The sequence below is a fragment of the Kitasatospora sp. NPDC059571 genome, from assembly GCF_042735675.1.
In the GTDB taxonomy this organism is placed as follows: Bacteria; Actinomycetota; Actinomycetes; order Streptomycetales; family Streptomycetaceae; genus Kitasatospora.
Genome location: NZ_JBHWBW010000159.1, coordinates 2,566 through 15,335, shown reverse-complemented (window position 1 = coordinate 15,335; position 12,770 = coordinate 2,566). Strand labels below are relative to the sequence as shown.

Here is a 12,770-nt window from a genome sequence, read left to right as displayed (position 1 = left end):
CCCCCCCCCCCCGCCCCCCCCCCCAGCCCCCGGCCCGCGCCCGCCGCGGGGGGGGGGCGCGCGGGGTGGCGCTCCCAGACCCCCCCCGCCCCCCCCTCCCCCCCGCGGGCCCCCCCCATCGATTCCTTTGTCCGTGCGGCCGGAGGGACTCGAACCCTCACGGAGTTTCCTCCACAGGCACCTAAAACCTGCGCGGCTGCCGATTTCGCCACGGCCGCATCGGCCCCAGTCTAGGGGCTGCCTCCGCGGCGATGACAGCGGCTTTGCGCTCGTGGCGTCGGCGCTGCCGTCAGTCGGACGGCGCGGTTCGCCGGTTCTTGTTCCGCCCGCAGTAGGTGTCGGTCGTGGCATGGCAGTTCGGGCAGATCAACCGCACGTTCTCGCGGCGGTTGTCCGACCAGTCGCCGTTGATGTGGTCGACCTCCAGGGCCATCGGCAGTCCTCGCCAGATCGGGCCGATCCCGCAGACGGCACATGCATCGGGAATGCCGAGTTCGAGCAGTGCCTGGCGGATTCGGCTGCCGGGCAGTCGCTTGGCGTCCGCGGGGCGCTGTACGAGCACCTGGTCCGGGCGCAGGCGGCGTCCGGACCTCCGGCCCCGGTTGTGTCCCTGGCCGGTGAAGTGCGAGGTGTCGATGCCGAACGCCTTGATGCGGCGCCCGACGTGCTGCTGTGTTCCGCCTGCCGAGCGCTCGCCGAGGTAGCGGACCACTCCGGCGATGGTGTGACATGCGGCGACTGCCTCCCTCAGTCGCTCCTCCGTGTAGACGGTGCCCCTGGTCCGGAAGTGCGAGGTCTCCACCCCGTGGAGGTTGAGCTGTCGACGCAAGTACCGCCGGTTGTACAGCTCCGGCTCCTTGCCGAGTGCGACCAGTAGCTCATCGAGCGACGACGCCGTGGCCGCCATCGTCGTGAGCAGCTCCCTCGTGTACTTGATCTGCATCCGTGCCCCCTGTGGGTTCCTGTGTTCGGTACCCGTCCCCCAGTTGGAGAACGAGTGGGCGGGGCGGGGGTCACGGGCGCCTTCAACAGGCTGTTGGTACAGACCTATTGACCTGGGTGGTCCAGACCACATAACTTCGGCGCACTCCGTTGTGCAGACGGCCGGGTGGTTGACGGTGCGTCGGCTGCGGCGTGTCCCACCCTCCCCCACCTGCGCGTCCGCCCCCACTCGGACGTGCCGACACTCTCTCCTGGAGGACCGAGTGTTGAACCGAACCCTGACGGAGCAGCGTCCCGTCACGGTCCGCCGCAAGGGTCCGTTCCGGCGTGCGTCGTTCGCGGTGTCGGCCGCGGTCGGTCTGGCCGGGCTGCTGGTGGCGACGCTGGGTGCGTCGCCCTCGCAGGCGGCGGCCGACAACCAGTCCTGTCGCCCGGACGGGATGTACACCACGCCCGGCGTGGACGTGCCGTACTGCGACGCCTACGACGCGGCGGGCCGCGAGAAGATGGGCGCGGACCACCAGCGTCGGATCATCGGCTACTTCACGGGCTGGCGGACCGGGCAGGACGGCACGCCCGCCTATCTGGTCAACAACATCCCGTGGGACAAGGTCACCCACCTCAACTACGCCTTCGGCCACATCGGCAGCGACAACAAGCTGTCGGTGGGCACGGACGGGCCGACCGACGCGGCGACCGGGATGACCTTCCCCGGGGTGGCGGGTGCGGAGATGGACCCGAGCCTGCCGTACAAGGGCCACTTCAATCTGCTGACGAAGTTCAAGAAGCAGTACCCGAACGTCAAGACGCTGATCTCGGTCGGCGGTTGGGCGGAGACCGGCGGCTACTTCGGGGACGACGGCTCGCGGGTGTCCTCCGGCGGCTTCTACTCGACCACGGTGAACGCGGACGGCTCGGTCAACCAGGCGGGCATCAACACCTTCGCCGACTCGGCGGTCGACTTCATCAAGAAGTACGGCTTCAACGGTGTCGACATCGACTACGAGTACCCGACGTCGATGAAGGACGCGGGCAACCCGCTGGACACCTCGATCTCCAACGCCAAGCGCGGTTCGCTGGTCAAGGGCTACGCAGCACTGATGAAGACGCTGCGCGAGAAGCTCGACCGGGCCGGGGCCGCCGACGGCCACTACTACATGCTGTCGGTCGCGGCGCCGTCCTCCGGATATCTGCTGCGCGGCATGGAGACCTTCCAGGTGACGCAGTACCTGGACTACGTCAACATCATGTCCTACGACCTGCACGGCGCCTGGAACCAGTACGTCGGGCCGAACGCCTCGCTGTACGACGACGGCAAGGACGGCGAGCTGACGGCGGCCAACGTCTACGGGACCTCGCAGTACGGCGGGATCGGGTACCTGAACACCGACTGGGCGTACCACTACTTCCGCGGGGCGATGCCGGCCGGCCGGATCAACATCGGACTGCCGTACTACACCCGCGGGTTCAAGAACGTGACGGGCGGCACCAACGGCCTGTGGGGCACGGCGTCGTCGACCACCTGCCCGGCCGGGGCGGGGCTGACGACCTGTGGTGACGGTGCGGTCGGCATCGACAACCTCTGGCACGACCTGGACACCAACGGCAAGGAGGCACCTGCGGGTTCGAACCCGATGTGGCACGCGAAGAACCTCGAGGCCGGGGTCGTTCCGGACTACCTGTCGAAGTACGGTCTGACGGACACCGCGCTGCAGGGCACCTACACCCGCAACTACAGCGCCTCGCTTGTGGCGCCATGGCTGTGGAACAGCACCAAGAAGGTCTTCCTGTCGACCGAGGACGAGCGGTCGGTGGGTGCGAAGGCCGACTACGTGGTGGACCAGGGCGCCGGCGGCGCGATGATCTGGGAGCTCGCCGGCGACTACAAGTGGGACGCCGCCGCGAACGGCGGCAAGGGCGAGTACGTCCAGGGTTCGACGCTGACCTCGCTGATGTACGACAAGTTCAAGGCGGCCTCGCCGTACGGGGCGGTCCGGTCGACGGTCGCGCTGCCGCAGCAGACCCTGCCGATCGACGTGTCGTTCACCAACTTCGCGCTGGGCGACTCGAACTACCCGATCAACCCGAAGATCCACATCGTCAACAACTCGGCGCTGACCCTGCCGGGCGGCACGGAGTTCCAGTTCGACTACAGCAACTCGGCCCCGGGCAACGCCAAGGACCAGTCGGGCTTCGGACTGTCGGTGATCCGGCAGGACAACACGGCGGCGAACAACATCGGCGGCCTCAAGGGGACGTACAACCGGGTGTCGGTGAAGCTGCCGGGCTGGCAGTCGCTGGCGCCGGGTGCCTCGGTGGACATCGACTTCGTCTACTACCTGCCGGTCTCGACCCCGGCGAACTGGACGGTCAACGTCGGCGGCACGCTGTACGGGCTGGCGGGCGACTTCACCCGCGGGGCGTCCGGTGCGACCTCCTCGCCGAGCGCCTCCGCGTCGCAGTCGGCCTCGCCGTCGGCCGGCGCGAGCGCCAGCGCCTCGCCGAGCAGCAGCGCGTCCCCGAGCAGCAGTGCGTCCCCCAGCGCGAGCGCCTCGTCGAGCGGCGGGGCCTGCACGGCGCCGAGCTGGAGCGCGGCGACGGCGTACGCGACCGCCGGCACCAAGGTGTCCTGGCAGGGCCACACCTACAGCAACAAGTGGTGGACCCAGGGCGAGGACCCCACGACCACCGGTCAGTGGGGTGTGTGGAGCGACCTCGGTCCGTGCTGACGGGCTGAGGTGACGGACGGCGGTGGCGGTCGACCCGGTCGGGGGGTCGGCCGCCACCGCTGCGCGTGCCGGCCTCAGTGCTCCAGGTCGGCGCGCATGGCGGCGAACTGACGGGCCGCGGCGGCGGGGGCGGTGCCGGGGAAGAGCGCCACGGCGGCGGTCGAGGAGTCGGCCCAGCCGCAGAGGGCGTCGGCGCCCATCGGCAGGCACTCCAGGGAGCCGCCGAGCGGTCCCGCGGCGTACGGCGTGCCGGTGCCGGGGCTGCCGGTGGAGCCGTTGCCCACGGCGTAGTCGATCAGGCCGCGCCACAGGTGCTCGCGGCGCTTGTTCGGGTCCTCGGGGACGCCGTCCACGCCGACGAACAGCACGGTGCGGCCGTTGCCGCGGAAGTTCTCGACGACGAGGTTCATGCCGGTCCGCATCTCGCCGGGGTCGACCGGGACGTCGCTGACGGCGCCCTGGCCGGTGACTCTGGCGAGGCCGCCGGCGGTGGCGGCGGTGGCCAGCCGGTGCTTGCCCGCGGTGCTGCCCGGCGTCGTCGTGGCGGCGGTGGGTGCGGCGGCCGGCGTGGAGGCGGGCGGTGCGGCGGCGGGGGACGAGGCGGCCGCGGCGGGGGAGGTGGTGCCGGTGCCGGCGGTCGGTGCGGCGTCCGGGCCGCCGGAGGGGTCGCAGGCGGTGAGGGCGAGGGCGGCGGCGAGGGTGCCGGCGGCGAGCAGGGTGCGGGCGGTGCGGGGGCCGAGGTTCGGCACGGCGGTCTCCCGGTGGCGTGGTGGCGGACCGGGCTGCTGGACCCGGTGGTCAGAACGCTAGTGAGGGAGTGGACCGGCCGGCGGCGGTCGGGCCGTTTCCGGACGGTGCCGGGACAGGACGGTGACACGCGGCGGCGGCCCGCCCCGCCCGGGGCGGGCCGCCGTGCTGTCGGACCGTCAGGCGCCGATCTTGAGATCGCGCAGCAGCTTGGCGACGTGGCCGGTGGCCTTGACGTTGTAGAGGGCGTGCTCGACCTTGCCGTCCTCGCCGACCACGACGGTGGAGCGGATGACGCCGACCACGGTCTTGCCGTACAGCTTCTTCTCGCCGTAGGCGCCGTACGCCTCCAGGACGGACTTGTCCACGTCGGAGACGAGGGTGACCTTGAGGTCCTCGGTGTCGCGGAACTTGCCGAGCTTCTCCGGCTTGTCGGGCGAGACGCCGATGACGTCGTAGCCGGCGCCGGAGAAGGCCTCCAGGTTGTCGGTGAAGTCGCAGGCCTGGGTGGTGCAGCCGGGGGTGAGGGCGGCCGGGTAGAAGTAGACGATCACCTTGCGGCCGAGGTGGTCGGCGAGGGACACCTGGTTGCCGTCGGCATCGGGCAGGGTGAAGGCGGGGGCGGTGTCGCCGGCCTTGAGGCGCTCGCTCACGGTGGATCTCTCCTCGTGCTGGACGGGTGGTCGTACCACGGCAAACCTACCTCTGTTGGTGGGTGGTGCTGCGCGACGCGGTGGGGGAGCTGACAGACTGGTGGGGTCGCACAGGAATGCATCAGTGATTGGGGTGGCCCGGGTGGGCGAGGCGAGCACGAAGGACACGGCGGCCGCGCGGTCGACGGCCCAGATCGAGGCGGACATCGCGCAGGCCCGCGACCGGCTCGCGTCGACCCTGGACGAGCTGGCGATGCGGGTGCACCCGGCGACGGTGGTGGCGCAGACGAAGGCGCGCGCGATGGCCGCGGTCGAGCAGAAGGCCGGCCGCGCGTACGTGGCGGCCAGCGGCGCGGTGGAGAAGGTGAAGGCGCAGTTCACCGACGAGAAGGGCCGTCCGCGCAAGGAGCGGGTGGTGCCGGTGGCGCTGGTGGGCGTCGGGCTGGTGCTGCTGGCGGCGTCGGCGCGGCGGTGGCGCAAGGGCTGATCTCGTTCGGCGGGGCCGGGGCGCAGTGGCGTCCCGGCCCCGCCGTTTGCCGGGCCGACGTGCACCCGGGGCAGCCGGGGCGGGTACGGTCGGGGGCGTGAGCGAGAACGACGAGCAGAGCGTGCAGCGCGACCATGGCCGTCATGACCGGCTGGGCGAGAAGCTGCCGATCCGGATGTTGCACGACCGGGTGCTGGTGAGGACCGAGACGGGCGAGGGGGAGCGCCGGTCGACGGGGGGCATTCTGATTCCGGCGACGGCGGAGCTGTCGCGGCGCTGTGCGTGGGCGGAGGCGGTGGCGGTCGGCCAGAGCGTGCGCACGGTGGAGCCGGGGGACCGGGTGCTGTACGACCCGGAGGACAAGCTGGAGGTCGAGGTCCGCGGGGCGACGTACGTGCTGCTGCGCGAGCGGGATCTGCATGCGGTGGCGGCGGAGCGGCTGGCGGGTGCGGAGGGCTCGACGGGCCTGTACCTGTAGTCCCGGGCCGGGTGCCCGTCCCGGGGCGTCCGGTGTCAGGGGGCGCCGGGCGGCGGGACGGGCCCGGGTTCGGGCGCGGGGGCGGTGGCCGGCTGGTCGGCGGCCGGTTGTTCGGTGAGCGGTCCGGGGGGCGCTGCGGGTGCGGCGACGGCGGCTGCCGGGCGGGCGGTCGCGGGGCGCGGGACGGTGGCCTTGGGCTTCGGCTTGGGCTTGGGCTTGACGGCCGGCTTGGGGGTGGGGGACGGCGGCTCGGGGGGCTGGGTGTTGCCGGGGCCGGGTTGCAGGTCGAACTGGCGGACGGGGGTGCCGGCGAGGGCGGCGCCCATGTACGAGGTCCAGATCCGGGCGGGGAACGTTCCGCCGTTGACGCGTTCGTACCCGGCGGTGCCGGCCAGCGACTCCTTGGCGTGGGTCTTGGTGTTCTCCCGGAAGAGGCCGACGGCGGTGGCGAGTTCGGGGGTGTAGCCGGCGAACCAGGCGGACCGGTTGTCGTCGGTGGTGCCGGTCTTGCCGGCGGCCGGCCGGTTGAGGGCCTGGACGGCGTTGCCGGTGCCCTTGGGGCCGACGACGTCGCGCAGCACGTCGGTGACGGCGTCGGCGCTGGTGCGGCTGACGGCGGTGGTGGGGTCGTGCCCGGGCAGTGCGGGCACTTCGTCGGAGCCGGGCTTCTCGAGTCTGGCGACGGCCCAGGGCCGGATCGCCTGGCCGTGGTTGGCGAGGGCGGCGTAGACGCCGGCGAGGTCGAGGGCGCTGGGCGTGGCGGTGCCGAGCGTCATCGAGGTGTTGGTGGGGTCCATGCCCTGGAGGCTGTCGGGCAGGCCGAGGCGGATGGCGGTGCGCCGGACGTTGTCGAGGCCGGCGTCGACGCCTTCCTGGGCGTAGACGGCGTTGACCGAGTGGACCATGGCCTCGCGCAGGGTGATGGTGCCGCGGTTCTCGTTGTCCTCGTTGGGCGGGGCGTACGGCATGGGGCCGCCGACGACGGCGCGGCCGCTGGTGCCGTCGTAGAGGGTCTGGGTGGTGATCGGCTTGTTGTCCTGGGTGGTGCGGTCGCCCTCGAGGCCGGCGGCGAGGTCGATCGGCTTGAAGGTGGAGCCGACCTGGTTGTCCTGGCGCAGGGCGTCGTTGTAGGGCTGGACGGCGTAGTCGGGGCCGCCGTAGGCGGCGACGATGCGGCCGGTGGAGGGCTCGACGGAGGCACCGGCGACCCGGACGTCGGTGTCGGTGCCGGGGCGGGCGGCCGGGTTGAGTTCGGCGGTGAGTTCCTGCTTGACGGCGCCGACGAAGGCGTCCTGGCGGGGCTTGTCGAAGGTGGTGGTGATCCGCCAGCCGCCGGCCCGCAGGTCGCCGGGGGCGAGGACGCCGGTCTGGGTGAGGTAGTCGTCGGCGATGTCGACCAGGTAGCCGGCCTGGCCGGTGAGGCCTTTGGCGGGCTGGGGGTCGAGGGTGTCGGGGAAGGTGGTGGCCTGTCGGGTGTCCTCGTCGAGGAAGCCGAGGGTGACCATGCCGTCGAGGACGTAGTTCCAGCGGGCGACGGCCTTCTCGCGGTTGGCGGGGCTGGTGGCCTTCACGTCGTAGGCGCTGGGGGCCTGGAGCAGGGTGGCGAGGTAGGCGCCCTGGGCGAGGGTCAGGTGGGCGGCGTCGATGCCGAAGTAGGCCTGGGCGGCGGTCTGGATGCCGTAGGCGTTGCGGCCGAAGTAGCTGGTGTTGAGGTAGCCGGCGAGGATGTCGTCCTTGGTCTCCAGGCTGTCGACCTTGAGGGCGATGAAGAGTTCGCGGGCCTTGCGGGTGAAGGTCTGGTCCTGCGTCAGGTAGTAGTTCTTGACGTACTGCTGGGTGATGGTGGAGCCGCCCTGGATGCCCTTGCCGGTGGCGCTGTTCCAGGCGGCGCGGAGCATGCCCTTCAGGTCGACGCCCCTGTTGCGGTAGAAGGTGCGGTCCTCGGCGGAGACGACGGCGTGCTGGACGTCGGTGGGGATCTGCGACAGGTCGACGTCCTCGCGGTTGACCGCGCCGGTGCGGGCGAGCTCGGTGGTGCCGTCGGCGTAGAAGTACACGTTGCTCTGGGCGACGGCGTGCGCGTTGGGGTCGGGGACGGGGACGAGCAGGTAGAGCGCGGCGAAGGCGGCGCCGCCGAGGAGGAGTGAGCCGGCCGCGGCGCCGGTGGTCTGACGCCAGGTCGGGACGAGCCGGCGCAGCCGGGGCAGGCTGCGGCGGTGTGCGCGGCGGGCGGCGCGGCGTTCCCGGCGGCGGTGACGGCGGGTGGGGCCGGGCGGGGGGGGGCCGCCGGGGTCCTGGGCGGGGATGCCGGGTGTGTCGGGGGCGGGCGTCTCGGGGGCGTCCGGGAGGCCCGGGCGGCGCTGCGTGGGCGGCTCGGTGCGCGCGGCGGCGTCCGGTGCGGGTCCGGGCTGCCGGTCGCGGCGGGGTTGGCTCGCTCGCTGCGCTCTGCTCATGGGGCGATTATGGGCGATTTGACACCAAATCAGGCGTTTTGCCTGACCGGCTTCGGCGCGCCGAATTCCCGTGCGGCACCCGCCTGCGGGCGCTACGGTGAAAGGTGACAACCCCATAGCGCAGCAGATGACGTACAGCTCCGCCCGCCGCCCCGGACCCCCGGGGGTGAGCCGGTCGGGGCCGATCGGGGCTGCCCCGGTGCCCGGGCGCGGCCTCCGTACGCATGCGCACGACTCTGCCCGGAAAAGTCGATAAGGAGACAATATGCTGACCGCACGGAGGCTTGGGCCACCCTCGGGCCCGCCCCCCGAACCCGCCGGCCGCGGCGCCGCGCTCCGCGGCGGGCTCGCCCTCCACCGGGCCGTAGCGGCGGGCTCCTTCCGCCGCTACGCCACCTACCGGGCCGCCACCCTCGCCGGCGCCTTCACCAACACCGTCTTCGGCTTCATCCTCGCCTACACCTTCCTGGCCCTCTGGCACGCCCGGCCCGGCCTCGGCGGCTACGACACCGAACAGGCCGTCACCTACATCTGGATCAGCCAGTCGCTGCTGGTCACCGTCGCCGTCTGGGGCGGCGGCTTCCAGGACGACATCCAGGAGCGCTTCCGCACCGGCGACATCGCCGTCGACCTCTACCGGCCGGTCGACTTCCAGACCTGGTGGCTCTCCGCCGACCTCGGCCGCGCCGCCTTCCACCTGCTCGCCCGCGGCACCGCCCCCACCCTCGCCGGGGCCCTCGCCTTCCACCTGCGGCTGCCCGCCGACCCCGCGGTCTGGGCGGCCTTCCTGCTCTCCGTCCTGCTCGCCGTCCTGGTCAGCTTCGGCGTCCGCTTCCTCGTCGCGCTCACCGGCTTCTGGCTGCACGACTCGGAGGGCGTCCGCGCGGTCGTCCTGGTCGTCGCGATGTTCTTCTCCGGGATGCTGCTGCCGATCACGCTCTTCCCCGGGCTGCTCGGCGACCTCGCCGCCGTCATGCCGTGGGCCGGGCTGATCCAGATCCCCACCGACGTCCTCCTCGGCCGCCGCACCGGCGGCGCCCTCGCCACCGGGCTCGCCTTCCAGCTGGCCTGGGCCGTCGCCCTGTTCGCCGCCGGCCGGATCGTGCTCGCGCTCGCCAGCCGCAAGGTGGTGGTGCAGGGTGGCTGACCCGGCCCTCGCCCTCCCCGACGGCCCCCGCGGCGGCCCGGCGGGCGCCGCCCGCGAGGCCCTGCGCACCTGGTGGCTGACGGCCGGCATGTGGACCAGGGCGCTGATGTCCTACCGGACCTCGTTCGTCCTGATGCTGCTCGCCAACACCGCCATCACCTCGCTCGACTTCGTGGTCATCGTCCTGATGTTCCGGCACACCACCACCCTCGGCGGCTGGACCCTGCCCGAGCTCGGCTTCCTCTACGGCACCTCCGCCCTCGCCCTCGGCATCGCCAACCTCGCCGTCGGCTCGATCGACGCCCTCGGCGAGCGGATCCGCGCCGGCACCCTCGACACCGTGCTGATCCGCCCGGCGCCGGCCCTCGCCCAGCTGTGCGCCGAGCGCTTCTCGCTGCGCAGGCTCGGCCGGCCCGCGCAGGCCGCCGCCGTGCTCGCCTGGTCGCTGACCGCGCTGCCGGTCACCTGGACGCCCGACAAGGTGCTGCTGCTGCCGGTGATGCTGGTCTGCGGCAGCGTGATCTTCGGCAGCGTCTTCATCGGCTTCGCCACCCTCCAGTTCTGGTGGGGCGAGGCCCGGGAGCTGCAGAACTCCTTCACCTACGGCGGCGCCACCCTGCTCCAGTACCCGCCGACCGTGTTCGCCAAGGAGCTCGTCGCCGGCACCGTCTTCGGCCTCCCGCTGGCGTTCGTCAACTGGCTGCCCGCCCTGCACATCCTCGGCCGGCCCGACCCGCTCGGCCTGCCGGCCGCCTTCCAGTTCGCCTCCCCGGCCGCCGCCGCGCTCTGCGTGCTCGCCGCCGCCCTCGCCTGGCGCACCGGACTGCGCGCCTACCGGGGCACCGGCAGCTGAACCCGATCCGGCCCCACCCCCTCCGGGTGCACCCCCTCCGGGTGCACCCGATCCGACCCGCCGACCAGGAGGAGCCCCGCACCATGTCCCTCATCGAACTCGACGACGTCCGCCGCACCTTCACCGTCCGCACCAGGACCGGCCGGCTGCGCCGCGAACGGCGCGAGGTCACCGCCGTCGCCGGCCTCACCTTCGCCATCGAGGCCGGCCAGTGCGTCGGCTACATCGGCCCGAACGGTGCCGGCAAGTCCACCACCATCAAGATGCTCACCGGCATCCTGGTGCCCACCTCCGGCAGGCTCCGGGTCGCCGGCGTCGACCCCGCCCGCGACCGCGTCCGCCTCGCCCGCCGGATCGGCGTCGTCTTCGGCCAGCGCACCACCCTCTGGTGGGACCTGCCGCTGCGCGACTCCTACGAGCTCGCCCGCCGGATCTACCGGATCCCCGACGCCCGCTACCGGGCCAACCTCGACCGCTGCATCGACCTGCTCGACCTCGGCGCCCTGCTCGACACACCCGTCCGGCAGCTCTCGCTCGGCCAGCGGATGCGCGGCGACCTCGCCGCCGCCCTGCTGCACGACCCCCGGGTGCTCTACCTCGACGAACCCACCATCGGCCTCGACGTGGTCAGCAAGGCCCGCGTCCGGCAGTTCCTGCGCGAGGTCAACACCGCCGAGGGCACCACCGTCCTGCTCACCACCCACGACCTCACCGACATCGAACAGCTCTGCGACCGGGTGATGGTCATCGACCACGGCCGGGTCGTCCACGACGGCGACCTCGGCGGCCTCCACGCGGCCGGCGAGAGCGAACGCACCCTGGTCGTCGACCTCGCCGTGTCCGCCCCGCCGATCGAGGTGCCCGGCGCCCGCACCGTCCGCGTCGAGGGCCCCCGCCAGTGGCTCGCCTTCCCCGCCCGGGACAGCGCCGCGCCGATCGTCGCCGCGATCGCCGCCCGCTACCCGCTCGCCGACCTGTCCGTCCGCGAACCCGCCATCGAGGACGTGATCGCCCGGATGTACGAGGGCGCCGCCATCGGCTGAGCCCGCCACCCCCGGGCGGGGGCCGCCACCCGGCGGCGCCGCCCGGGGGAGCACGGCGCGCGGCGGCCGACGGGGCGCGTGACGGGCGTGCCGCACGGGGCAGACTGTCCGGGTGAGCGTCGAACACAGCACCGGGACGGGACCCGGACCGCGGGCCGGCGCACCGGGCGGGCCGGGCACGGCCGGCGGCCCGGTGCGCGGCACCGGCGTCAGTTTCACCGAGGCCGACGAGCGCAAGCGCCAGGGCGTCCGCCGGATGAAGACCATCGCGACCGGCCTGCTGGCCTTGGCAACGGTCGTGTTCGCCCTGGCCACCTGGGCGGACGCGGCCGGCGCCGGCGCCTGGGCCGGCTACCTGGCGGCCGCCGCGGAGGCGGGCATGGTCGGTGCGCTCGCCGACTGGTTCGCCGTCACCGCCCTGTTCCGCCGCCCGTTCGGGCTGCCCATCCCGCACACCGCGATCATCCCCACCAAGAAGGACGCCTTCGGCAAGTCCCTGGGCGACTTCGTCGGCGACAACTTCCTCTCCCCGTCCGTCGTCCGGGCCCGCCTCGACGCCATCGGCATCGCCCACCGGCTCGGCGAGTGGCTGGCCGCGCCGGGCAGCGCCGAACGCGTCACCCGCGAGGCCTCCGCCGCCCTGCGCGGGGTGATAGCCGTGCTGCGCGACGAGGACGTCCAGGCCGTCGTCGCCGAGGCCGTCACCCGCCGCGCCGCCGCGACCCCGGTCGCCGAGCCCGCCGGCCGGCTGCTCGGCAAGGTGGTCGCCGACGGCGGCCACCACGGGGTGGTCGACCTGGTCGCCGTCCGGGTCCACCACTGGCTCGCCGTGCACCACGAGGACATCGTCCAGCGGGTCACCAGCAAGACCCCCGGCTGGACCCCGAAGTTCATCGACCACCAGGTCGGCGAACGGGTCTACAAGGAGCTGATGCGGTTCGTCACCGACATCCGGGACGACCCGAACCACCCCGCCCGCGGTGCCATCGACAACTTCCTCGCCGACTTCGCCACCGAGCTCCAGCACGACCCCGACACCATCGCCCGGGTCGAGCACGCCAAGGCCGACCTGCTCCGGCGCCCCGAGGTGCAGGACCTCATCGCCTCCTCCTGGGACGCCGTGCGCACCCTCGGGGGGGGGGGGCGCCCCGCGGGGAGCAACCCCACATGCGAGCGCCGGGGGGGCGCGGCCGGGGGGGGGGGGGGGCGCGCCGCGCCCCCCACCCCCCCCCCCCCCC

11 protein-coding genes and 1 tRNA gene are annotated in these 12,770 nt (G+C 73.0%); 7 read left to right on the top strand and 5 right to left on the bottom strand.

Translation table 11 applies throughout. The features are described from left to right. Positions 1 to 134 precede the first annotated feature (134 nt). A tRNA-Leu gene (locus ACFV0G_RS19250) sits at positions 135 to 218 on the bottom strand. A gap of 71 nt (positions 219 to 289) precedes the next feature. Next, on the bottom strand, positions 290 to 943 hold the full coding sequence (locus ACFV0G_RS19245) for an HNH endonuclease (RefSeq protein ID WP_380548782.1): 654 nt from the start codon (positions 941 to 943) through the stop codon (positions 290 to 292). 340 nt (positions 944 to 1,283) lie between these two features. Here ACFV0G_RS19245 and ACFV0G_RS19240 point away from each other — a divergent pair, with 340 nt between their 5' ends. Continuing rightward, positions 1,284 to 3,671, top strand: coding sequence for a chitinase C-terminal domain-containing protein (locus ACFV0G_RS19240; protein ID WP_380548788.1), 2,388 nt, complete (start codon positions 1,284 to 1,286; stop codon positions 3,669 to 3,671). Between the two features lie 74 nt (positions 3,672 to 3,745). Here ACFV0G_RS19240 and ACFV0G_RS19235 read toward each other — a convergent pair whose 3' ends face one another. Both ACFV0G_RS19235 and bcp read right to left on the bottom strand, forming a co-directional pair. After that, positions 3,746 to 4,420, bottom strand: a complete 675-nt coding sequence (locus ACFV0G_RS19235; protein ID WP_380548779.1) for a hypothetical protein — start codon at positions 4,418 to 4,420, stop codon at positions 3,746 to 3,748. Between the two features lie 177 nt (positions 4,421 to 4,597). Beyond that, on the bottom strand, positions 4,598 to 5,071 hold the full coding sequence (gene bcp, locus ACFV0G_RS19230; protein WP_380548776.1) for a thioredoxin-dependent thiol peroxidase: 474 nt from the start codon (positions 5,069 to 5,071) through the stop codon (positions 4,598 to 4,600). A 142-nt stretch (positions 5,072 to 5,213) separates the two neighbouring features. Between bcp and ACFV0G_RS19225 the strand changes: the two genes are divergently transcribed. After that, positions 5,214 to 5,558 carry a DUF3618 domain-containing protein gene (locus ACFV0G_RS19225; protein ID WP_380548774.1) on the top strand — a complete coding sequence of 115 codons (345 nt, stop codon included), beginning with the start codon at positions 5,214 to 5,216 and terminating at the stop codon, positions 5,556 to 5,558. A gap of 175 nt (positions 5,559 to 5,733) precedes the next feature. Continuing rightward, positions 5,734 to 6,036 carry a GroES family chaperonin gene (locus ACFV0G_RS19220; RefSeq protein WP_380548785.1) on the top strand — a complete coding sequence of 101 codons (303 nt, stop codon included), beginning with the start codon at positions 5,734 to 5,736 and terminating at the stop codon, positions 6,034 to 6,036. A 35-nt stretch (positions 6,037 to 6,071) separates the two neighbouring features. Here ACFV0G_RS19220 and ACFV0G_RS19215 read toward each other — a convergent pair whose 3' ends face one another. Then, complete coding sequence (locus ACFV0G_RS19215; protein WP_380548771.1) at positions 6,072 to 8,489, bottom strand: transglycosylase domain-containing protein; 2,418 nt, start codon at positions 8,487 to 8,489, stop codon at positions 6,072 to 6,074. A 265-nt stretch (positions 8,490 to 8,754) separates the two neighbouring features. Between ACFV0G_RS19215 and ACFV0G_RS19210 the strand changes: the two genes are divergently transcribed. The 4 genes from ACFV0G_RS19210 to ACFV0G_RS19195 form a co-directional block, all read left to right on the top strand. After that, entirely contained in the window at positions 8,755 to 9,636 is an 882-nt protein-coding gene (locus ACFV0G_RS19210; RefSeq protein WP_380548768.1) for an ABC transporter permease, read from the top strand. Next, a complete protein-coding gene (locus ACFV0G_RS19205; protein ID WP_380548765.1) occupies positions 9,629 to 10,489 on the top strand; it encodes an ABC transporter permease in 861 nt (286 codons plus the stop codon). The genes ACFV0G_RS19210 and ACFV0G_RS19205 overlap by 8 nt, the downstream gene beginning before the upstream one ends. Before the next feature lie 83 nt (positions 10,490 to 10,572). After that, positions 10,573 to 11,532, top strand: coding sequence for an ATP-binding cassette domain-containing protein (locus tag ACFV0G_RS19200; RefSeq protein WP_380548762.1), 960 nt, complete (start codon positions 10,573 to 10,575; stop codon positions 11,530 to 11,532). 112 nt (positions 11,533 to 11,644) lie between these two features. Then, on the top strand, positions 11,645 to 12,770 hold a 1,126-nt coding region (locus ACFV0G_RS19195; RefSeq protein ID WP_380548759.1), incomplete at its 3' end, for a DUF445 domain-containing protein.

What these genes read in the sequence shown, in the direction of transcription:
- ACFV0G_RS19245 (WP_380548782.1), bottom strand. Translation starts at nt 943, where the DNA reads ATGCAGATCAAGTACACGAGGGAGCTGCTCACGACGATGGCGGCCACG.
- ACFV0G_RS19220 (WP_380548785.1), top strand. Translation starts at nt 5,734, where the DNA reads ATGTTGCACGACCGGGTGCTGGTGAGGACCGAGACGGGCGAGGGGGAG.
- ACFV0G_RS19215 (WP_380548771.1), bottom strand. Translation starts at nt 8,489, where the DNA reads ATGAGCAGAGCGCAGCGAGCGAGCCAACCCCGCCGCGACCGGCAGCCC.
- ACFV0G_RS19210 (WP_380548768.1), top strand. Translation starts at nt 8,755, where the DNA reads ATGCTGACCGCACGGAGGCTTGGGCCACCCTCGGGCCCGCCCCCCGAA.
- ACFV0G_RS19200 (WP_380548762.1), top strand. Translation starts at nt 10,573, where the DNA reads ATGTCCCTCATCGAACTCGACGACGTCCGCCGCACCTTCACCGTCCGC.